Source organism: Mycobacterium sp. NGS35, assembly GCF_059812855.1.
The window spans coordinates 171,684-192,621 of the sequence record NZ_JCALDL010000001.1; the positions used below are offsets into that span (position 1 = coordinate 171,684).

At 67.1% G+C, this 20,938-nt stretch carries 22 protein-coding genes; 5 read left to right on the forward strand and 17 right to left on the reverse strand.

The genetic code is table 11. From position 1 onward, the window contains the following. Window positions 1–257 precede the first annotated feature (257 nt). The 7 genes from AC5Y4C_RS00880 to AC5Y4C_RS00910 form a co-directional block, all read right to left on the reverse strand. Complete coding sequence (locus tag AC5Y4C_RS00880; RefSeq protein WP_499962182.1) at window positions 258–551, reverse strand: hypothetical protein; 294 nt, start codon at window positions 549–551, stop codon at window positions 258–260. A 29-nt stretch (window positions 552–580) separates the two neighbouring features. Next, window positions 581–916, reverse strand: a complete 336-nt coding sequence (locus tag AC5Y4C_RS00885; protein ID WP_499907732.1) for a hypothetical protein — start codon at window positions 914–916, stop codon at window positions 581–583. A 322-nt stretch (window positions 917–1,238) separates the two neighbouring features. Then, entirely contained in the window at window positions 1,239–2,708 is a 1,470-nt protein-coding gene (ahcY, locus tag AC5Y4C_RS00890) for an adenosylhomocysteinase (RefSeq protein WP_499962180.1), read from the reverse strand. Between the two features lie 16 nt (window positions 2,709–2,724). Further along, window positions 2,725–3,354 (reverse strand): TetR family transcriptional regulator AlkX, encoded by a 630-nt coding sequence (alkX, locus tag AC5Y4C_RS00895; RefSeq protein WP_499962179.1) that lies wholly within the window; start codon window positions 3,352–3,354, stop codon window positions 2,725–2,727. Beyond that, window positions 3,351–3,530: a rubredoxin gene (locus AC5Y4C_RS00900; protein WP_499907729.1), complete on the reverse strand. Its 180-nt coding sequence runs from the start codon at window positions 3,528–3,530 to the stop codon at window positions 3,351–3,353. The genes alkX and AC5Y4C_RS00900 overlap by 4 nt, the downstream gene beginning before the upstream one ends. A 43-nt stretch (window positions 3,531–3,573) precedes the next feature. Beyond that, window positions 3,574–4,755 (reverse strand): alkane 1-monooxygenase, encoded by a 1,182-nt coding sequence (locus tag AC5Y4C_RS00905; protein WP_499962177.1) that lies wholly within the window; start codon window positions 4,753–4,755, stop codon window positions 3,574–3,576. Window positions 4,756–4,828: 73 nt separating this feature from the next. Beyond that, entirely contained in the window at window positions 4,829–6,292 is a 1,464-nt protein-coding gene (locus AC5Y4C_RS00910; RefSeq protein ID WP_499962176.1) for an APC family permease, read from the reverse strand. Between AC5Y4C_RS00910 and AC5Y4C_RS00915 the strand changes: the two genes are divergently transcribed. Further along, the gene (locus AC5Y4C_RS00915; RefSeq protein ID WP_499962174.1) at window positions 6,291–7,709 is read left to right on the forward strand and encodes an FAD-dependent oxidoreductase; all 1,419 of its coding nucleotides are present in this window, start codon (window positions 6,291–6,293) and stop codon (window positions 7,707–7,709) included. The two genes, AC5Y4C_RS00910 and AC5Y4C_RS00915, sit on opposite strands and share 2 nt — an antisense overlap. On the opposite strand, the gene AC5Y4C_RS00920 is transcribed toward AC5Y4C_RS00915, so the two are convergent. From AC5Y4C_RS00920 to AC5Y4C_RS00945, 6 genes are all read right to left on the reverse strand, one after another. Then, a complete protein-coding gene (locus tag AC5Y4C_RS00920) occupies window positions 7,695–8,627 on the reverse strand; it encodes a M20/M25/M40 family metallo-hydrolase (protein ID WP_499962371.1) in 933 nt (310 codons plus the stop codon). The two genes, AC5Y4C_RS00915 and AC5Y4C_RS00920, sit on opposite strands and share 15 nt — an antisense overlap. Next, window positions 8,590–9,510 carry a cation diffusion facilitator family transporter gene (locus AC5Y4C_RS00925; RefSeq protein WP_499907708.1) on the reverse strand — a complete coding sequence of 307 codons (921 nt, stop codon included), beginning with the start codon at window positions 9,508–9,510 and terminating at the stop codon, window positions 8,590–8,592. The genes AC5Y4C_RS00920 and AC5Y4C_RS00925 overlap by 38 nt, the downstream gene beginning before the upstream one ends. A 13-nt stretch (window positions 9,511–9,523) precedes the next feature. Then, window positions 9,524–10,750, reverse strand: coding sequence for a mannose-6-phosphate isomerase, class I (gene manA, locus AC5Y4C_RS00930; protein ID WP_499907706.1), 1,227 nt, complete (start codon window positions 10,748–10,750; stop codon window positions 9,524–9,526). Between the two features lie 4 nt (window positions 10,751–10,754). Further along, on the reverse strand, window positions 10,755–11,822 hold the full coding sequence (locus AC5Y4C_RS00935) for a TobH protein (RefSeq protein ID WP_499951534.1): 1,068 nt from the start codon (window positions 11,820–11,822) through the stop codon (window positions 10,755–10,757). After that, on the reverse strand, window positions 11,819–13,207 hold the full coding sequence (locus tag AC5Y4C_RS00940; RefSeq protein WP_499907702.1) for a phosphomannomutase/phosphoglucomutase: 1,389 nt from the start codon (window positions 13,205–13,207) through the stop codon (window positions 11,819–11,821). Before AC5Y4C_RS00940 ends, AC5Y4C_RS00935 begins: the two co-directional genes overlap by 4 nt. Window positions 13,208–13,283: 76 nt before the next feature. Continuing rightward, window positions 13,284–13,754: a DUF3499 domain-containing protein gene (locus tag AC5Y4C_RS00945; protein ID WP_499907700.1), complete on the reverse strand. Its 471-nt coding sequence runs from the start codon at window positions 13,752–13,754 to the stop codon at window positions 13,284–13,286. Between the two features lie 122 nt (window positions 13,755–13,876). On the opposite strand from AC5Y4C_RS00945, the gene AC5Y4C_RS00950 reads away from it, so the two are divergent. Further along, window positions 13,877–14,299 carry a metallopeptidase family protein gene (locus AC5Y4C_RS00950; protein ID WP_499908061.1) on the forward strand — a complete coding sequence of 141 codons (423 nt, stop codon included), beginning with the start codon at window positions 13,877–13,879 and terminating at the stop codon, window positions 14,297–14,299. 28 nt (window positions 14,300–14,327) lie between these two features. Here AC5Y4C_RS00950 and AC5Y4C_RS00955 read toward each other — a convergent pair whose 3' ends face one another. Then, complete coding sequence (locus tag AC5Y4C_RS00955; protein WP_499908060.1) at window positions 14,328–14,591, reverse strand: WhiB family transcriptional regulator; 264 nt, start codon at window positions 14,589–14,591, stop codon at window positions 14,328–14,330. A 394-nt stretch (window positions 14,592–14,985) separates the two neighbouring features. Between AC5Y4C_RS00955 and cofD the strand changes: the two genes are divergently transcribed. The 3 genes from cofD to AC5Y4C_RS00970 are packed head-to-tail and all read left to right on the forward strand — an operon-like array spanning window position 14,986 to window position 17,854. Beyond that, window positions 14,986–15,981 (forward strand): 2-phospho-L-lactate transferase, encoded by a 996-nt coding sequence (gene cofD / locus AC5Y4C_RS00960; RefSeq protein ID WP_499962369.1) that lies wholly within the window; start codon window positions 14,986–14,988, stop codon window positions 15,979–15,981. Beyond that, complete coding sequence (locus AC5Y4C_RS00965; RefSeq protein WP_499962173.1) at window positions 15,978–17,318, forward strand: coenzyme F420-0:L-glutamate ligase; 1,341 nt, start codon at window positions 15,978–15,980, stop codon at window positions 17,316–17,318. The genes cofD and AC5Y4C_RS00965 overlap by 4 nt, the downstream gene beginning before the upstream one ends. Beyond that, a complete protein-coding gene (locus AC5Y4C_RS00970) occupies window positions 17,315–17,854 on the forward strand; it encodes an NUDIX hydrolase (protein WP_499962172.1) in 540 nt (179 codons plus the stop codon). Before AC5Y4C_RS00965 ends, AC5Y4C_RS00970 begins: the two co-directional genes overlap by 4 nt. A 42-nt stretch (window positions 17,855–17,896) precedes the next feature. On the opposite strand, the gene manB is transcribed toward AC5Y4C_RS00970, so the two are convergent. The 3 genes from manB to rfbD are packed head-to-tail and all read right to left on the reverse strand — an operon-like array spanning window position 17,897 to window position 20,807. After that, a complete protein-coding gene (gene manB, locus AC5Y4C_RS00975) occupies window positions 17,897–18,988 on the reverse strand; it encodes a mannose-1-phosphate guanylyltransferase (protein ID WP_499907694.1) in 1,092 nt (363 codons plus the stop codon). Window position 18,989: 1 nt separating this feature from the next. Beyond that, the gene (locus AC5Y4C_RS00980) at window positions 18,990–19,862 is read right to left on the reverse strand and encodes a glycosyltransferase family 2 protein (protein WP_499907692.1); all 873 of its coding nucleotides are present in this window, start codon (window positions 19,860–19,862) and stop codon (window positions 18,990–18,992) included. Between the two features lie 45 nt (window positions 19,863–19,907). Beyond that, the gene (gene rfbD, locus AC5Y4C_RS00985) at window positions 19,908–20,807 is read right to left on the reverse strand and encodes a dTDP-4-dehydrorhamnose reductase (RefSeq protein WP_499962170.1); all 900 of its coding nucleotides are present in this window, start codon (window positions 20,805–20,807) and stop codon (window positions 19,908–19,910) included. Window positions 20,808–20,938 lie beyond the last annotated feature (131 nt).

Here is a 20,938-nt window from a genome sequence, read left to right on the forward strand (position 1 = left end):
GCCCCGCGCGCGCGGCGAACGGGAGAAGGCAAATAACCCTGCGATCAGCAGACCCGCCAACGTCGAAATTCCCGCCGAGGACAGCAACCAGCCTCGTTCATGGGAGTGTTTGAAATATTCGGTCTTTCCCAACAACCACATACAGATGAGGGTTGCGCCGACCACAAGTTGAGTTAGGAATGGCGCGGTCCAAGTGGCCCAGGACCAAGCTATGGGCTCGGATAATAGACGGTCAGACCGCCCCGTATCGTTTGATATCAAATCGGCCCAATCGCTTGAGCGATGATGAAGGCGACAATGAAGATTACCGCAGTGAGCGGAGCCGACAGGGAGCCGATGAGGATTCCTCGTCCAACTTGACCAATCTTGCCGTCGGCTCTTGTCAGCCCCCAGGAAATGGCTAGCTCAACGAGCAATATCGGTGCGATAATCAACGATAGGATTATCCACCAGGAGAGAAATACCCACGTGACAACCTCCAATACCGCGATATTCGCGATCGCGGCGATGAAGCTGGCTGGACCATAACGGTTTGTTGAAGACTTGTTCATCGATGGATTCACATCCCGGCCGGCCGTTCTCAACGAAACATCCAGAAGGCAAAGAAAACCCCGCCGATAAAAACCACCACCGACGAGGCTGCAATGCTCAGAGACAGCGCGCGCCGCCGCGGCGATTGCGACGCGAATAGAGCAGCACTCGTCGCCAGCGATGCCAGGGTGGTAATCGCCGTCGCTGTCAACAGCCAGGCGCGTTCCCCTGCGTACGCATCATGCGTCGCGAAGGGCCATTTGCCCAACACCCACATGAGGATGAACAGCACGGCTGAGACGAGTTGCACCATGAACGGCGCCGACCACGTCGCCAGGCGCCAGGCGCCGGCGTCCAGGTCACGCAGCCGGGACAGCGTCAGCATCGCTACCTAACTCAATTCGATGGATCAGGCCGGAACTGCGCCGCCGGTCGGTAGCGTAGGCACCGACGGCGGGCTAGTGACCGGTCCGAAAGCGGTGGACGTATGTGGTGCGAACTGCCCCCTCGTTGGTTTGCGTCACGCTGCCTTCTGGAGCGCGAACTCGCACCGGCCAACCGTGACTTTGGTGTTTTCGGGATCGAACGCGGAGTGGCACGCGCGAATTCGCACCGATTTTGGCGTCTCTCACCGGGCCCGAGACTGCGCTCAGATCGCAATTCCCGACGTTTTCGCGATCTGGACGCAGGCTCGACGCCGCCGAAAATCAGTAGCGGTAGTGCTCCGCCTTGTACGGGCCCTCGACGTCGACGCCGATGTACTCAGCCTGCTCCTTGGTGAGCTTGGTCAGATGCCCGCCCAGTGCTTCGACGTGGATGCGGGCCACCTTCTCGTCCAGCTTCTTGGGCAGCCGGTACACCTCGTTGTCGTACTCGTCGTTCTTGGTCCACAGCTCGATCTGAGCGATCACCTGATTGGAGAAGCTGTTGCTCATCACGAACGACGGGTGCCCGGTCGCATTGCCCAGGTTCAGCAGCCGGCCCTCACTCAGCACGATGATCGACTTGCCGCTGTCGAACACCCACTCGTCGACCTGCGGCTTGATGTTGATCCGCTTGGCGCCCGAGCGCTCCAGCGCGGCCATGTCGATCTCGTTGTCGAAGTGGCCGATGTTGCCCAGGATCGCCTTGTCCTTCATCGCCCGCATGTGATCGAGCGTGATGATGTCCTTGTTGCCGGTGGCGGTGATCACGATGTCGGCGTCGGCGATCGCATCCTCGACCGTCTTGACGTCGAAGCCTTCCATCAACGCCTGCAACGCGTTGATCGGGTCGATCTCGGTGACCGTGACGCGCGCGCCCTGGCCCTTCAGCGACTCCGCACAGCCCTTGCCGACGTCGCCGTAGCCGCAGATCAGCACGTTCTTACCGCCGATCAGCACGTCGGTGCCGCGGTTGATGCCGTCGATCAACGAGTGCCGGGTGCCGTACTTGTTGTCGAACTTGGATTTGGTGACGGAGTCGTTGACGTTGATCGCCGGGAACGTCAGCTCACCGGCGGCCGCGTACTGGTAGAGCCGCAGCACACCCGTCGTCGTCTCCTCGGTGACGCCCTTGACCGACTCGGCGATCTTCGTCCACTTCGTCTTGTCGGATTCGAAGCGCTCCCGCAGCCGTGCGAGGAAGACCTTCCACTCGGTGGGGTCGTCCTCTTCGGCCGGCGGCACCACGCCTTGCTTCTCGAACTCTGCGCCGCGCAGCACCATCATGGTGGCGTCGCCACCGTCGTCGAGGATCATGTTCACCGGTTCTCCCGGCCACGTGAGCATCTGCTCGGTGGCCCACCAGTACTCCTCGAGCGTTTCGCCCTTCCACGCGAACACCGGAACCCCTTGCGGCTCTTCGGCTGTCCCGTGCGGGCCGACGACGACGGCCGCGGCGGCGTGGTCCTGGGTGGAGAAGATGTTGCAGCTCGCCCAGCGCACTTCGGCGCCCAGCTCCACCAGCGTCTCGATGAGCACCGCGGTCTGCACTGTCATGTGCAACGAGCCGGAGATACGCGCACCCTTGAGCGGCTGCACCTCCGCATACTCGCGGCGCAGCGCCATCAGGCCCGGCATCTCGTGCTCGGCCAGACGGATTTCCTTGCGCCCGAAGTCGGCTAGCGACAGGTCGGCCACCTTGTATTCGATGCCGTTGCGGACATCGGCCATCAGGCTGTTCTCTAGAGTCGTCATCTCGTCCTTCTCAAGCTCAATCTGTGTCGATGACACCGTATCGCTCGGCGAACGGCGTCATGAGCCTGGCTAGGTCGTCGGCGACGTCGTGATCTGCCTCGGGAGGCATCGACACGTAACTCATGGCCAGCCGCACGATCGCGCGCGCCAAAACCCCGGCGTCTTCTTCGGACGCCTTAACCCAGCTGTCCATGAACGACGAAGTCAGCCGCTGCGAGCAATGGTTGATGATAGGCGCGCTGTGCGTCGTGATGAGCTGAAGCAGGTCGGGTTTGGCTTCCCCATCGAGCAACGAGATCACCAGCGGGTCGGCGGCCGACTCGGCGAAAAACGATCCGAACCCTTGCCGGAAGGCGGCATAGATGTCGCCTTGGTTCTGCTGGATCTGCTCGTCGATGACGTCGACGAGGCGGTCGGCCAGCCGCAGCGCATAGCCCTGCGCCAAGCCTTGGCGCGATCCGAATTCGTTGTAGATGGTCTGTCGGCTGATCCCCGCGGCGCGCGCGACGTCGGCCAGCGTGATCGCCGACCAGTCACGGCTGAGCAGCAGATCCCGCATGCCGTCGAGGATCGAGTCGCGCAGCAGCGCGCGCGACGCCTCCGGATACGGAACCCGCTGCTTCACACGCGCGAGAGTAACCGTCACGCGCGGGCGATCTCGACCATCTCGAAGTCTGCCTTGGCGGCCCCGCAGTCCGGGCAGCTCCAGTCGTCGGGGATATCGTCCCAGCGGGTGCCGGCGGCTATACCGTCCTCAGGCCAGCCCACCGCCTCGTCGTACTCGAAGCCGCACTGGATGCAGCGGTAGAGCTTGTAGTCCATTCTTCCCCTCTTTCAGGTTGCGATTTCGGGCGATTTCGGGCGCTCAGCGCATGTTCGCGCACCGAAATCGCGATCGTGGGTGCACGTGCGCCCGGGTGATGTCGCCGTCGTAGTGCGCCAGCACCCGCGGGTCCATCACCTTGCGCCACAGCGGCGGGACCAGCGTCAGCATGATCATGCTGGCGTATCCGCTCGGCAGGTTCGGCGCTTCGTCGAAACTGCGCAGCGTCTGATAGCGCCGCGTCGGGTTGGCGTGATGGTCACTGTGTCGCTGCAGGTGGTACAGGAAGATGTTGGTGACGATGTGATCAGAGTTCCAGCTGTGCTGCGGCGTGCACCGCTCGTAGCGACCGTTGGCCGTCTTCTGCCGCAGCAGCCCGTAGTGCTCCAGATAGTTCACGGCTTCCAGCAGACCCACGCCCAAGACCGCCTGGATCACGATGAACGGGATCAGGCCCCAGCCGAACACCGCCAGCAGCGCACCCCACAACACCACCGACATCAGCCACGCGTTGAGCACCTCGTTGCGAATACTGAACGGGCTCTTGCCCATTCGCCGCATCCGCTGGGCCTCCAACTCCCATGATGAGCGCAGGCCGCCAAAGATGCTGCGCGGCAGAAACATCCACAGCGTCTCACCCATCCGCGCGCTGGCCGGGTCTTCTGGGGTGGCGACGCGCACGTGGTGGCCGCGGTTGTGCTCGACGAAGAAATGCCCGTAGCAGCTCTGCGCCAGCGTGATCTTGGACAGCCAGCGCTCCAGCGCGTCCTTCTTGTGTCCGAGCTCGTGCGCGGTGTTGATTCCGACGCCGCCGAGCACCCCGACCGATAGGGCCACGCCGATCTTGCCGAGCCAGCACAGCGGTCCGTCGAAGCCCAACCAGGACACGTCATGGGCCGTGAAGAGGTACGCGCCCAGCACCACACTGGCGTACTGAAGCGGAATGAACGCATACGTGCAGTACCGGTAGTACTTGTCGTTCTCGAGTCGCTCCATCACCTCGTCCGGCGGATTCTGGCCGTCGGCGCCGAACTTCAGGTCGAGCAGCGGCAGAACCACGAACAGCAGCAGCGGGCCGATCCACAGCGGCAGCGCAGCGGCGGTGTGCCAACCGGCCTGGTTCATCGCCCAGACCAACGGAAGCATGGCGAACAATGCCGTGGGCGCCACCAGGCCCGTCAGCCACAGGTACCGCTTGGTGTCGTGCCATTGCTGTGTGTCCATGCGTTTACGGTAATGCCTGATTTGTCCTCTGTCTAGACACAGACGACGTTTTTGTAAACCACCAATGACCGGGTCAGACCGCTGCTTGCACTGCGCGGCGACCTTGCACCGAGTGCCGGCGGCCGTACGCGAAGTAGACGACGATCCCGGCCAGCATCCAGATCGCGAACCGAATCCAGGTCAGCAGCGTCAGGTTCAGCATCAGCCACAGGCAGGCGGCGATCGCCGCGATGGGCAGCCACGGCACCCACGGCGTCCGGAAGTCGCGATGCAGGTCCGGCCGCGTGCGGCGCAGAATCATCACGCCCGCTGACACCAGCACGAATGCGAACAGCGTGCCGACGTTCACCATCTCCTCGAGCTTGCCGATCGGAAACACCGATGCCGCCAGCGCGATCAGCACTCCGACCAGCACGGTGATGCGCACCGGCGTGCCACGCGAGCCGGTCTTGGCCAGCTGCCGCGGCAGCAGACCGTCACGCGACATCGCGAAGAGCACGCGGGTCTGCCCGAGGATCAGCACCATCACCACCGTCGTCAGCCCGGCCAGCGCGCCGATGGAGATCACCTCGGCTGCCCACGTCACGCCGTGTTGCTTGAACGCGGTCGCGAGGTTGGCGTGGCCACCGTCGGCGGTGTCTTTGAGCTGCGTGTACCGCACCATCCCGGACAGCACAATCGACACGGCGACGTAGAGCACGGTGACGATCGCGAGCGTGGCCAGGATGCCGCGGGGCACGTCGCGCTGAGGCTTCTTGGTTTCCTCGGCGGTGGTGGCGACGACGTCGAAGCCGATGAACGCGAAGAACACGATCGAAGCCCCCGCGAGCACCCCGTACCACCCATAGGTGCTACCACCTGCTCCGGTCAGCAGCGAGAACACCGACTGGTCGGCCTGTGACGGGCTGGGGTGCGGGGCCGGCACGAACGGCGAGAAGTTGGACGCTTTGACGTAGAAGGCGCCGACGACCACCACCAACAGCACCACCGAGACCTTGATCGCGGTGATCACGGCGCTGACGTTCGCCGACAGCTTGGTGCCCAAGGCCAGCAGCGTGGTCAGCACCGCGATGATCAGCAGGGCGCCCCAGTCCAGCGTGACCGGGCCGAGATCCGTTGTGCCGCCGCGGAATCCGAATACTGTGCCGAGGTACGTCGACCAGCTCTTGGCCACCACCGCGGCACCCACGGCGAACTCGAGGATCAGGTCCCAGCCGATTACCCAGGCGACGAACTCGCCGAACGTCGCATACGAGAACGTGTAGGCACTGCCCGCAACCGGCACCGTCGACGCGAATTCCGCGTAGCAGAGCGCGGCCAGCCCGCACGCGACCGCGGCGATCAAAAACGACACCGAGATCGCCGGGCCGGTGAGGTTACCGGCCGTCGACGCGGTGATGGTGAAGATGCCGGCCCCGACCACCACTGAAACCCCGAAGACGGTCAGGTCCCACCAGCTCAGATCTTTGCGGAGCCGGGTGCCTTCTTCGTCGGTGTCTTCGATCGACTGCTCGACGGATTTGGTGCGCAGGTCCATGTTCTCGTCTTCCTCCCGAGTGTTGCTCTACTGTGCCCTCATAGCATCGAAACGAAAACACGCAGTGGTGATCGGAGCCAGCATCGCAGGGCTGTGCGCCGGGCGCGTGCTGTCCGATTTCTACGACCGCGTGACCCTGTTCGACCGCGACGACCTGCCCGAGCGTCCCGCGAACCGGGCGGCCGTGCCGCAGGGCCGGCACGTGCACATCCTGATGTCGCGCGGTGCGCAGGAATTCGGCGCGCTGTTTCCCGGACTGCTCGACGACATGGTGGCCGCGGGCGTGCCCATCCTCGAGGATCAGCCAGGGTCCATTCACTTCGGTGCGGCCGGGCATCTGCTGGGCATCCCCACCGAACTCGAGGACACGTTCACCACCTACGTGCCGAGCCGGCCGCACCTGGAATGGCAGATCCGCCGCCGCACCGCCTGGCTGCCGAACGTCACGATCCAGCAGCGGTCGGTGAGCAGGCCGCAGTTCGACGCGGCCGCACAGCGGGTGACCGGGGTGGTGCTGGACGACGGGCAGATCGTGGACGCCGACCTTGTCGTCGACGCGACGGGTCGCGGCACCCGGCTGCCGGTGTGGTTGCAGGAGTGGGGTTTTGAGCGCCCTGTGGAGGACACGGTCGACGTCGGAATCGGATATGCGACGCAGCAGTTGCGTATCCCCGATGGCCTGATCGAGGAGAAGGTGGTGGTGGCCGGGGCGTCGCGGGCGCAGCCGGTGGGCATCGGGATGCTCTACTACGAGGACGGCACATGGGGCATGACCACGTTCGGCGTCGGGAAAGTCCGGCCCCCGCAGACCTTTTCGCAGATGTGCGACGTCGCCGACGTCGTGCTGCCCGACCATGCCGCGGCGATCCGGCAGGGCACACCGATCGGCGACATCGCGTTCCACCAGTATCCGACCAGTCGCTGGCGCCGTTACGACAAGCTCACCCGCTTCCCCGCCGGCATCGTCCCGTTCGGCGACGCCGTGGTGAGCTTCAACCCGACCTATGGCCAGGGCATGACGATGACGTCGCTTCAGGCGGGGCATCTGCAGCGGGTGCTGGCATCCGGCGACGACGACATCGCCCCGGCGCTGAACCGCGCGACCGCCAAGACCACCTATCCGGTGTGGACGATGAACGCGATCGGCGACGTCATGTTCCACAACGCCAGCGGCGCGGTACCGCGATGGTATCGGCCGGTCGGCAGCCTGTTCGAACAGTTTCTCAGCGCCGCCGAGACGGAACCTGTTCTGGCCGAATGGTTTTTGCGCCGGTTCTCTTTGCTCGACAGCCTGTACATGGTTCCGAACGGGCGGATCATCGGTCGGGCGATGCGCCACAACATGCGGGCCTGGCTGGCCGAGCGCAACCGTAACCGCCGCGCGCCGGGCCGCCGCGTGGCGTCAGTCCCCGTCTAGAAAATTCCGCACGGCCCGTTCGAGCACCTGCACTGCCGTCGCCGTTGCGTCCAGCGAAATACTCTCGTCGTACACCGCCCATCCGTCGTCGCCCGGCCCAAAGGTGACGGCAGGAATTCCGGCGTGGCGGAAGCGGATCGTGTCGTTGAACGCCGGCTTGGTGTACGTGCGGACGGCCTCACCGGTGACCTCGCGATAAGCGTCGCTGACCGCTGCCACCAATGGGTCGTCGTCGTCGAGCCGTTCGGTTCCGGCGACGAATGTGGGTCCGTCGACAAAATCCACGCTGACGTCGATGCCGTCGGGTCGGGAGAGCGAAAGGCGCCGGTGGAATTCCGCTAACAGCTGGCCCGCGACCACGTCGGGCCCGACGTTGACCGCCGCGACTCGTGCTGTCGCGACCAGCGGTGTGAACTGGGCCATGCCGGCTTCCCCGGCATGCAAGCCCACGACCGAGATCGGCCATCCCCGCACGGGATTGGCGTGCAGGTCTGCCAATGCCTCGGTCAGGTACCGCGCCGGGTTCGCGCCGGTGTCAGGTCGCCAGATGTGGCTCGACCGTCCTCGCGCAGTGATGTCGAGCAGCGCGTGGCCGGTCTGGGCGACGGCCAGCGCGATCCCGCGCCGATCACCCTGCGTCCACGCCGTCGGCTCGACTGTGATCGAGGCGTCCGGCCGCAAGCCGCATTCCTCGACCAGATACTTCGAGCCCTCGACCCCTGGGTGGTGACCTGCCCGGCGGACTCGAGAGTCGAAAGCTGTTGGGCAACGCCGAGTCCGACAAAGCCAAGTAGCATCCCGATCACAATCAGCGGGATGCGCCGGCCCGCAACGGCTTCGTTGACTTGCAACCGCCGATGTCGCCGTCCGCGTCCGGCGACTACCTGGCCAGCGCTCGGTCGAGGTCTGGCTCGAGATAGATCACCCGTGCGGCCGGTACCGCCTCGCGCACCCGTGCCTCCGCGTCGTCGATCGCCCGGGCCACCGTCACCATGTCGCTGCCCGGGGACAACGCGATCTTGGCGGCGACCAACATCTCCTCGGGCCCGAGATACTGTGTGCGCAGGTGGATCACCCGGTCGACGTTCGGGGTGGCCTCGAGCGCCCCGCGGATCGCGCGTTCCTGCTCGCCGGTGGCGCCCTCGCCGATCAGCAGGCTGTGCATCTCGACGATCAGGATCATCGCGATCACACCGAGCAGCACACCGATGGCTATGGTGCCGACGCCGTCCCAGACGGCGTCGCCGGTGAGGACCGTCAGCCCCACGCCTATGAATGCGAACAGCAGTCCGGTCAGCGCGCCGAGATCCTCGAGCAGCACGACCGGCAGTTCGGGATTGCGCGACGTGCGGATGAACCGCCACCAGCTGCCGGAGCCCTTCAGCGGCCGCGACTCGACCACCGCGGTTCGTAAACTGAACGACTCCAAGGCAATTGCCACCGCGAGGATCACGATCGCCACGACCGGTGACGTCAACCGCTCGGGATGGCTGATCTTGTGGTAGCCCTCGTAGAGCGCGAACAGCGAACCGAGACTGAACAATACGAGCGCCACGACGAACGAGTAGAAGTAGCGGCTGCGGCCGTACCCGAACGGGTGCAAGCGGTCGGCTTCCTTGCGGGCCCGGCGCTGGCCCAGCAGAAGCAGCGCCTGGTTTGAGGTGTCGGCCACCGAATGCACCGCCTCGGCCAGCATCGACGAGCTGCCGGTGATGAGATAGCCGACGAACTTCGCCACCGCGATGCCGGCGTTGGCCGCCAACGCCGCCAAGATCGCTTTCGTACTGCCCTCGCTCGACACGCCGCGATTCTCCTTATACGCCTGGGGTAACCCGGAACAACTCCGCCGGCCGCTCGGCGACCAAGCGAATGGGGCCATCGTCGGCGGGCACCCAGGCCGCCTGCCCCCGCTGCAAGGTCATCGACGACGACTTCGCGTGCAGTTGCACCGCGCCTCCGGTACACAACAGAACCTGAGGTCCGTCATGTCGAACGGCGGCGTCGATCTCGTGCCCCAGGTTCTCGCCGTCGATGCGCAAACACGACACCGCGAATTCGTCGGCCGGGGCCAGGTATACGAGCTCTGGCCCCTCCCATCGTATTTCGGGACGCATCGATTCTGCGGCGACGGGATGGAAGTCGAGGATCCGCAGCAGCTCCGGGACGTCGACGTGCTTGGGGGTCAATCCGCCGCGCAGCACGTTGTCTGAATTGGCCATCACTTCCAGCGCCACGCCGCGCAGATAGGTGTGCAGGTTGCCGGCCGGCAGGAAGAGAGCCTCCCCAGGCTCGAGGTGCATCCGGTTCAGCAGCAGCGCCGCTAGCACGCCGGCGTCACCGGGATAGCGCTCGCCGAGCTCTAGCACCGTTTTCGCCTCGTCGGCGAATTGCTTTGCGCCTGAACGGATGTAGTCGATAGCACCGTCGAGCACTGCCGGCACCAAGACGTCGAGGTCCGGTTGCGGCGCGGTGATCCAGGTGGTGAACAGTGCCCGCAGCCCGTCGGCGTCGGGCTGGCCGTTGAGCAGCGCAATGAACGGATCGAGGTGCGGTACCTCCAGCGCCTTCATCAGCTCGACGGTGTGCGCTACGTCGCGAAACCCCGCCAGCGCCTCGAACGGTTCCACTGCGATCACCAGCTCGGGTTTGTGGCTGCGGTCACGGTAGTTGCGCGTCGGCGAGGTCACCGGGATACCGAGCCGCTCCTCGCGCTCGAATCCCTCGGCGGCCTGCCGCGCGCTCGGGTGCGCCTGCAATGACAACGGCTCGTCAGCGGCCAGCACCTTCACCAGGAAGGGCAGGCGTTCGCCGAATCGCTCGACCACCGATACGCCGAGCTGGCCTTCAGGATCGGCCGCAAGGGTCTCGAGCAGGGACCGATCTCCGGCGTCGGTCTGCAGCCACGCCGGATCGCCGGGGTGCGCACCGAACCAGAGCTCCGCCTCGGGATGTCTTGTGGGGGTGGGTCTTCCGGTGAATTCGGCGATCGCCGTGCGGGATCCCCACGCGTAGGTGCGCACCGCGCCGCGTAACAGATGCACGTCGCTAACCCCGAATCAATCGCAGATACACCGCAGCCATTTCCAGCCGCACCGCCAGCACCGCCAATTGCGCGTCGGCGGTGCCGATCCCCGCCGCGGCGGGATCCGTCACGTCTGCGGCACCCACCAGGTCGACGTCGTCGAGCCCTGCCGTGCGCGCCGCCACGACGGCGCGTTCATCGGTGAGCGTCAACGCGAGAACCCGCAGGCGCTCCGGCAGCGGACCGTCGATCTCTTCGTCGTGGAAGATCGCGTCCACCGAATCCACGTGTCCCCGTTGGAAACCCGACCGCAGTGCCACCACCACGTCACCGAGTCCGGCTGCGGCGGCCACAGTGCCCGAAATTCGCAGCAGCACCGCGCTGCCGTGGTGCGCCAAGGCCAAGGCGGCGGCGGAGTCGGCGGCCAGCACCACGCGGCGCGACACCATACGATCCGCCAGGGCCTTGGCCGGGTTGGTGAACACTTCCCGGCCGGCACTGCTGCGCAGCACTTCAGCGTCGACGTCGTCGGCCAGCCCGGCGATGTCGGCCTGTACTGCAGGGTCGACCGCCGACACGGCGGCCAAGCCGGCGGCAAAGTATCGGGTCAGCCCGAACGCGTCGTTGAGCGGCAGCCGCGGCTCGAGCACCGCGGCCCGTCCGGCAGCGGCGTCTCGCAGCGGGCCTTCGAACGGCGCGACCACCAGCACCCGCGCGCCGCGCCGCACTCCCATCGACGCAGCGGCCACCAACGCAGGGTCGCCAGGATCGTCGCCGGCCACCACGACCACGTCGAGCGGGCCGATCCACGGCGGCGCGCCGGCGGCCACCATGATCGGCGCTCCGGCAGACTGGCCGACGAGCGCGGACACCATGCGACCGGCAGTGCCGGCGGTGCCACGACCGGCCACCCAGATCACCGTGCGCGGTTGCGGACCGACGAGCGACTCCAGCGCCCCCTCGTCGACCGCGGCACCCGTCGCGCGCACATGTGCCCCGGCCGTAGACGCCGCCCGCAGCAGGCCTTCGGTATCGGCGGCGACAAGCCCGTCGACGTCGTCGAGGTCGATCACCGACCCGGTGGCGTTCATGAGGAAACCTTTGACGCAGAACGGATTCCGGCCGCGACTTGGTCGACCACGGCATCCACTGCCTCTGTGGTCCGCGCTTCGACGTTCAACCGCAGCAACGGCTCGGTGTTGGACATCCGAACGTTGAACCAGGTGCCCTCACCCAAGTCGACGGTCACGCCATCCAAGTGATCGATCGAGACGATCTGTGTGCCGAACGACTTCAGCACGGCGTCGATGCAGTCTTGGGCGTCGGCGACCGTGAAGTTGATCTCGCCGGACTGCTCGTAGCGCTGATAGTCGGCCATCAGATCGGACAGCGGCCGATCGTGCTCCCCGAGTGCCGCGAGCACGTGCAGCGCGGCCAGCATGCCGGAGTCGGCGCCCCAGAAGTCGCGGAAGTAGTAGTGCGCAGAATGCTCGCCACCGAAAATCGCGCCTGTCTCGGCCATGAGCGCCTTGATGTAGGAGTGCCCGACGCGCGATCTCACCGGCGTGCCTCCCCGCTCGGTCACCAGCTCCGGCACGGCACGCGACGTGATCAGGTTGTGGATCACGGTGGCACCGATCTCCCGGTCGAGTTCGCGAGCCGCTACCAGCGCGGTGACAGCCGACGGCGACACCGGCTCGCCCCGTTCGTCGACCACGAAGCAGCGGTCGGCATCCCCGTCGAAGGCCAGCCCGATGTCGGCACCGGTCGCCCGGACGTGCTCTTGCAAGTCGACCAGGTTGGCCGGGTCCAGCGGATTGGCCTCGTGGTTGGGGAACGTGCCGTCGAGTTCGAAATACAAGGGGTCGACGGTGATCGAGGTGATCGGGCCGAGCACCGCGGGTGTGGTGTGGCCGGCCATCCCGTTACCCGCGTCGACCGCCACCCGCAGTGGCCGCCCTCCGCTGAGGTCGACCAATGACCGCAGGAACTCGCCGTAGTCGGCGAGCACGTCGCGGTCGGTGACCTTGCCGGCCGGCCCGTCGTAATCGGGCACGCCAGCGATCACCTGCTCGCTGATCGTGGCGAGCCCGGTGTCGCGGCCCACCGGTTTTGCGCCGGCCCGGCAGAGCTTGATGCCGTTGTAGGCGGCGGGGTTGTGGCTGGCGGTGAACATCGCGCCGGGGCAGTCGAGCATGCCGGACGCGAAGTACAGCTGGTCGGTGGACGCCAGACCGATGCGGACCACGTCGAGGCCTTGGCCGGTCACACCGTCGGCGAATGCCGCGGCAAGCGCCGGTGAACTCGACCTCATGTCGTAACCGAGCACTACCTGCCGCGCACCTTCGTCGCGCAGCAACCGCGCGAACGCGGCGCCGACTTCAGCGACGAACGGCTCGTCGATCTCATCGCCGACCAGCCCACGAACGTCGTAGGCCTTGATCACGCTGTGAACCATCGCAGCGGGCCGGGACATGACGAAGGTTGACTCCTGGTCGAGAACGCTACTGTTGGCGCCAGCCTAACTGTTTGCCCCCGGCCTCAGGTTCAACTCACTGCGGGTCCGGCAACACCCTGAGGTGGCCGCGGCGTCTGCCGGCCTTGGACGACGGAGAAGGTGGCGGGGCCAGCACGGCGCCGTGGGTGCCGACGGGCGCGCCGTTGACCGGATCGATCTGCTGGTATCGGCCGCCGGCGGGCGAATCGTCGAGCGCTGCACTGCCCCGGCTTCCCATCACGAAGTTGCCCCGGCCGCCGTCACGGTTCTCCCGGACCGCGTCGGCGAGCGCGACCAAGTCGTCTTCGTCGGGACTAGTGGGCAGCGGCCCGGCGTGGCGAACCAACTCCCAACCGCGCGGGGCGGTGATGCGGCTGGCGTGTCCGACACACAGGTCCCACGAATGCGGTTCCGGCGCAGTGGCCAGCGGACCGACGACCGCCGTGGAATCCGAGTAGACAAACGTCAGCGTCGCGACCGCATATTGAGGACACCCGGGCCGGCAGCAGCGACGGGGAACGTTCACGTCGGGAAGGCTATCGTGCGGGATCGTCGGCCGCCGCCGGACACGCGCACGGTCCGAAGCGAAGATCCCCAACCGTTACGATCGCCCGCGTGGCCGGTAGACGCCGTTCCCGGCGACGGGAGATGAGAGGTCCGTTGTTGCCGCCGACGGTGCCCGGATGGCGCAGCCGCGCCGAGCGATTCGACATGGCGGTGCTCGAGGCCTATGAGCCGATCGAGCAGCGGTGGCGCGACCGGGTGTCCGGGCTCGACGTCGCGGTCGACGAGATACCGCGCATCTCCCCCAAGGATCCGGACAGTGTGCAGTGGCCGCCGGAGGTGGTGGCCGACGGGCCGATCGCCCTGGCCCGATTGATCCCTGCCGGCGTGGACGTTCGGGGCAATTCGACGCGCGCACGCATCGTCTTGTTTCGCAAGCCGATCGAGCGGCGCGCCAAAGACAGCGACGAACTTGCGGACTTGTTGCATGAGTTGCTGGTGGCTCAGGTCGCGACGTATCTGGGTGTCGAACCCTCCGTCATCGACCCGACGATCGACGACGACTGAGCGCTTGGGTGCCCGAGCCGGTAGCGGGCTAGATGATGCCGCGCTTGAGGCGGCGGCGCTCCCGCTCGGACAGACCGCCCCAGATGCCGAAGCGCTCGTCATGGGCTAGTGCGTATTCGAGGCACTCGCCGCGAACCTCGCAGCCCATGCAGATGCGCTTGGCCTCTCGGGTGGAGCCGCCCTTCTCGGGGAAGAACGCCTCCGGGTCGGTTTGGGCGCACAGCGCCCGCTCCTGCCATTGGTCGTCCGGGGCGTCCGGTGGCAGACCGAAAAAGTCCGGCACCAAAGCCAAGTTAGCTCGCTGGGCGGTGGGTGCCTCGTCGTCGGAGTGGGTTTGCGGCGCGCTGCCTGCCGCGCTCAATCCGCGGTCGGCCAGCCGGATGTGACGCGGGAAATCGCTTTGCTCGTAAGGCATTTCGCCTCCTAACCTAAGAATCGCAGTTGGTTGTGGATGTCGCCCACTATTCAGCAGAATTCGAACAAGTGATCGAATCTCGGTCTGCGACACCGGAACCGGCTGGCGAACCGGGAATGACACTGATGTGATTACACACTTGTGAGCAGGCCCGGTCAAGCGTTGGAACCAAATTTCATACCATCTCGTTATCGAGATTCGGCGCGTCGTTTCTGCGGCGTGTCGCACCGCGGCGAACGCGCGCCCGACGGAAGGCCTAGTGTCCTGGGTTGTGAAGGTCACCGTTCTCGTAGGCGGCGTCGGCGGGGCGCGCTTCCTTCTGGGCGTCCAGCACCTGCTCGGCCTCGGCCAGTTCGCCACCGGTGAAAGCACGCATGAGCTGACCGCCGTCGTCAACATCGGCGACGACGCGTGGATGCACGGCGTGCGCGTCTGCCCCGATCTGGACACGTGCATGTACACCCTCGGCGGCGGCATCGACCCCGAGCGCGGCTGGGGCCACCGCGACGAAACTTGGCACGCGAAGGAGGAATTGGCCCGCTACGGCGTGCAGCCCGACTGGTTCGGGCTCGGCGACCGCGACCTGGCGACCCATCTGGTGCGCAGCCAGATGCTGCGGGCAGGCTATCCACTGTCACAGGTGACCGAAGCCCTGTGCCACCGCTGGTCGCCCGGCGCGACACTGCTGCCCGCTAGTGATGACCGCTGCGAAACCCACGTCGTCATCACCGATCCCGCCGACGGCGCACAGCGCGCGATCCACTTCCAGGAGTGGTGGGTGCGCTACCGCGCGCAGGTGCCCACGCACAGCTTCGCGTTCGTCGGCGCCGAGAAAGCCACCGCCGGACCCGGCGTCGTCGACGCAATCGAATCCGCGGACGTGGTGTTCCTGGCACCGTCGAACCCCGTCGTCAGCATCGGCGCAATCCTGGCGATTTCCGGCATCCGCGGCGCATTGCGCTCCACTTCCGCGCCGGTGATCGGTTACTCCCCCATCGTCAGCGGAAAACCCTTGCGCGGCATGGCCGATGAATGCCTGCGCGTGATCGGTGTGGCCAGCACGTCCGAGGCCGTCGGCGCCTACTACGGCGCCCGCAGCGGAGTCGGGATCCTCGACGGCTGGTTGATCCACGAAGGCGACACCGCGTCCATCGACGGGGTGGCCGTGCGTGCGGTGCCACTGCTGATGACGAACCCGGCCGCCACCGCCGACATGGTGCGCAGCGGCCTGGAATTGGCCGGGCTCACGTCGGAGCCGCGGTCGTGACCGATCACGGGTCGGCACGCCGCGTCGAGCTGCTCCCGGTCGCCGGGCTTCCCGAGTTCCGGCCCGGCGACGACCTGGCCGCGGCGATCGCGAAGGCAGCGCCATGGCTGCGCGACGGGGACGTGGTGGTGGTCACCAGTAAGGTCGTGAGCAAGTGCGAGGGTCGCATCGTGCCGGCGCCGGCTGACCCTCAGGCCCGAGATGACCTGCGCCGCAAGCTAATCGACGCCGAAGCGGTCAGGGTTCTGGCACGCAAGGGCAAGACGCTGATCACCGAGAACGCACTCGGGCTGGTGCAGGCCGCCGCGGGCGTCGACGGGTCGAATGTCGGCGCCACCGAGCTCGCGCTGCTCCCGCTCGACCCGGACGCCAGCGCGGCGACATTGCGGGCGCGGCTGCGGGAACGGCTCGGCGTGACTGTCGGTGTGCTGATCACCGACACCATGGGCCGCGCGTGGCGCAACGGGCAGATCGACGTCGCGATCGGTGCGTCCGGTGTCGAGGTGCTGCATGCCTATGCCGGCACGCACGACCCGCACGGCAACGAACTGGTGGTGACCGAAGTCGCGGTCGCCGACGAACTGGCTTGCGCCGCAGACCTTGTCAAGGGCAAGCTGACCGGCGTCCCGGTGGCTGTGGTGCGCGGCCTGGCAATCGCCGACGACGGCTCCACCGCCGCGCGGCTGGTGCGGGCCGGCGACGAAGACCTGTTCTGGCTCGGCACCGAGGAGGCACTTGCCGAAGGTCGTCGGCAGGCGCTGCTGTTGCGCCGATCTGTGCGACGGTTCGCGCCCGAGCAGGTGCCGCCGCAGCACATCGAAGCCGCAGTCGCGGATGCGCTCACTGCGCCGGCGCCGCATCACACACGTCCGGTGCGGTTCGTCTGGCTGCGTGATCCCGACCGCCGGGTCGCACTGCTGGACCGCATGAAGGCCCGCTGGCGCGACGACCTCACCCGCGACGGCAAATCGGCGCAGGCCGTCGACGCGCGGGTGGCCCGCGGTCAAATCCTCTACGATGCACCAGAATTGATGATTCCGTTTCTGGTGCCCGACGGCGCGCACGACTATCCCGACAGCACCCGCACGGCAGCCGAACACACGATGTTCACCGTGGCGGTCGGTGCCGCCGTTCAAGGGCTGTTGGTCGCGCTGGCCGTGCGCGGCATCGGCAGCTGCTGGGTGGGGTCGACGATCTTCGCGCCAGAGGAAGTGCGTGACGAACTCGACCTCCCCTTGTCGTGGGAACCATTGGGGGCCATAGCAATTGGCTATCCTACTGAACCACTGACCCCGCGTGCACCCGCCTCGGTGGCTGGGCTGCTGGTGCACAAGTGAGCCTGCGCGATTCGGTGATCACGACGCTGTCCGGCTGGCGCGCACCGGATCCCGCGCAAGACGCGATGCGTGAAGCGGTGCTCGCGTTCGTGCTTGCGCGGGCCGACGCATGTCGGCGCGAATGCGAGCCAGGCCATATCACCGCCTCCACGCTGCTGCTGGACCACACCGGCACGCGCGCACTGCTGACGCTTCATCCGCGGTTGGGCCGGTGGGTTCAGCTCGGTGGGCACTGCGAGGACGTCGACGCCGACATCGTCGCCGCAGCCCGACGCGAGGCCGTCGAAGAGTCCGGCATCGCGGCGCTCTCGCTGGCGCCTGAGCTGACCGCCATTCACGTTCACCCCGTGACGTGTTCGCTGGGAGTGCCGACTCGACACCTCGACCTGCAGTTCGTCGCGCACGCGCCGCCGGATGCGCAATTCGCGGTCACCGACGAATCGCTGGACCTGCGGTGGTGGGACCTCGATGCCATGCCAAATGACACCGATTACGGCCTCTCCCAACTGGTTTCGTATGCGATTTCGGGGCGCTAACGTGCGCTCAGCGCCGGTTTGCGCACCGAAATCGCATAGCGGTCAGACGTCGGTGGAGAACCGGATGCCGCCGTCTGGGATGGTCACGCCGGGCCATACCCGTGCGCCACGCAGCAGCTCACACCGCGCGCCGACATCTGCGCCGTCGCCGATCACCCCGTCGCGGATCAGCGCCCGCGGCCCTACGCGCGCGCCGAACCCGATGATCGACCGCTCGATGCGCGACCCGGCCTCCACCCGCGCACCGTCGAAGATCACCGCGCCGTCCAGCCGCACACCCGGCCCGATCTCCGCACCGCGACCGACCACCGTGCCGCCGACAAGCACCGCTCCGGGCGCCACCGCGGCGCCGTCGTGCACCAGCTTCTCGCCGCGCTGGTTGCCCAGCGCCGGCGACGGCGCGATCCCACGCACGAGGTCGGCCGATCCCTGGACGAAATCCTCGGGCGTGCCCATGTCCCGCCAATAGCTTGCGTCGACGTAGCCACACACCCGCAGCCCGTCCGACAGCAGCGCCGGGAACACCTCCCGCTCCACCGACACCGGCCGGCCGCGAGGAATGCGGTCGATCACCGAGCGGCGAAAGATGTAGCAGCCGGCGTTGATCTGGTCGGTCGGCGGGTCCTGCGTCTTCTCCAGGAACGCGGTGACCAAGCCCTCGTCGTCGGTGGGCACACAGCCGAACGCGCGGGGATCGCCGACGCGCACCAGGTGAAGGGTCACATCGGCGTCCAGGCGCTGATGCGTCTCGAGCATCGAGACCAGGTCGGCCCCGGAGAGCACGTCGCCGTTGAACACCATGACGGTGTCGTGACGCAGTCCTGCGGCGGCGTTGGCGATCCCGCCGCCCGTGCCCAGCGGTTCGGTCTCGGTGACGTAGTCGATCTGCAGACCCAGCTTCGAGCCGTCACCGAACTCGGATTCGAACACCTCGGCCTTGTACGACGTGCCCAGCACCACATGGTGAATGCCGGCGGCCGCGATCCGCGACAGCAGGTGGGTCAAAAATGGCAGCCCGGCAGTCGGCAGCATCGGCTTGGGTGCCGACAGCGTCAGCGGCCGCAACCGCGTGCCCTGGCCGCCGACGAGCACGATCGCGTCGACGTGCGCCGGGTCGATCGGGGTGTCCGTCATCTCACCTGCCTTTCGCCAGCTTGCGCCGGGAGCCTCGCACCGCCAACCGGGACCGCACCGCAAGCGCGAACCGCATCGCCCACCTCAGGGGCGCCTGCCACCAGTGCGGGTGCCGATCGGCAAGGTAAATGTAGGTGCTCTGGTGGTGTGCGACGAGATTTCTGGCCGGATCGCGGCCGGTGGCGTGGCCTTTGTCGTGCAGAATCTCCGCCGAGGGCACATAGACGTTCTGCCAGCCGGCTCTGCCGAGCCGGTCGCCGAGGTCGACGTCTTCCATATACATGAAGTAGCGCTCGTCGAAGCCGTTCACCTCGTCGAAGGCGGCCTTGCGCACCAACAGGCACGACCCCGACAGCCAGCCGACGGGCCGTTCGCTGGGCTCCAGACGCTCCTGGCGGTAAGCGGCCGTCCACGGGTTGGTGCGCCACAGCGGTCCGATCACCGCGTGCAGGCCGCCCCGGACGAGGCTGGGAAGGTGACGTGCCGACGGATACACCGAGCCGTCCGGGTCGCGGATCAACGGGCCCAGCGTGCCGGCCCGCGGCCAGCGGCCGGCCGCCTCCAGCAGCAGGTCGATGCTCGCCGGCCCCCACTGCACATCGGGGTTCGCGACGACGAAAAAGTCTGTCTCCGGGCCTAATTCGGCGGCCGCGCGGTTGACCGCGGCGCCGTAGCCGATGTTGGCGCCGGTGCGCAGCAGGCGGGTGTTGGGGAACTCGGCCAACGCGGCCTCAGGGCTGCCGTCGGTGGACCCGTTGTCGGCCATGACGACGGTGACGGGCCGGTCGGTGGCATGCGACAAACTCGCCAAGAACCGGTGCAGGTGCGGACCCGGCGAGTACGTCACGGTCACCACCGTCAACATGTCACTCACCGGACGCGCCAACTCCCTCACTCACGGCGTTGAGGGTAACGGTTCTCAGCCCCGACCAGCGTCGTCAGCCGGGCTTTCGCGCGCACGGGTCTCACTGCCGGAGAGCGCGGCGGCGAGTGCGTCGCGCCACGGCCGCAACGGCGTCAGTCCGGCGGCGGCAGACAACCGCGCCGACAACGCGGAGTAGGCCGGCCGTGCGGCGGGCCGCGGGTTGCGGTCGGTGGCGACGGGCCGGACCCGTTGCGGGTCGGCGCGCAGCTCTTCGAAGACGGCTCTGGCCTGATCGAACCGGCTGGCGGCGCCGGCGTTCGCGGCGTGCAGCAGCGGCGCGCGGATACCGCCCGCGGCAATCTGCAGCAGCGCACCGACCAGGTCGCCGACGAACGTGGGCGAGCCGATCTGGTCGGCCACCACGTCGATCTGCTCGCCGCCGCGTGCGCGTTGCGCGATGGCGGCGACAAAGTCTTTGCCGACGCCCGCGTAGACCCAGGCGGTGCGCACCACATGCGCGTGGGGCAAGACGGCGTGTACCGCCTCTTCGCCCGCGAGCTTCGTGCGCCCGTACACCGACAGCGGCTCCGGCCGGTCGTCGACGTCATAGGGCCGGGGTGAACCGGGGAAACGTCCGCTGAACACGTAGTCGGTGGACAGGTGAATCAGCCGAGCGCCCACCCGCGCGCAACTGCGCGCGACGTTTCCGGGCCCGACCGCGTTCACCGCGTGGGCAGTCTCAGCGTCCGACTCGGCGGCGTCCACCGCGGTGTAGGCGGCGCAGTTGACCACCACGTCGCCAGGTTCGACGATCCCGTCGCCGGCATCCGCTGCGGTGATGTCCCAGTCGGTGGAGCTCAGCGCCACCACGTCGTGACCGGCGCGGGCCGCGTCGACGGCCAGCCGGCGCCCGACCTGCCCCCGCGCGCCGGTGATAACAATTCGGTGGCCCATGGTTTTCGAGTCTGGCACGCCGGGCCTCGGCTACGGCGTCTGCGGCGCCTGCGCCAGTAGCCTGGTCGCAGCTACCGAACTGAATGGGGTTTCTTCGTGCCTGCTGTGCCAACCGCCGGCCCGGCCGCGAA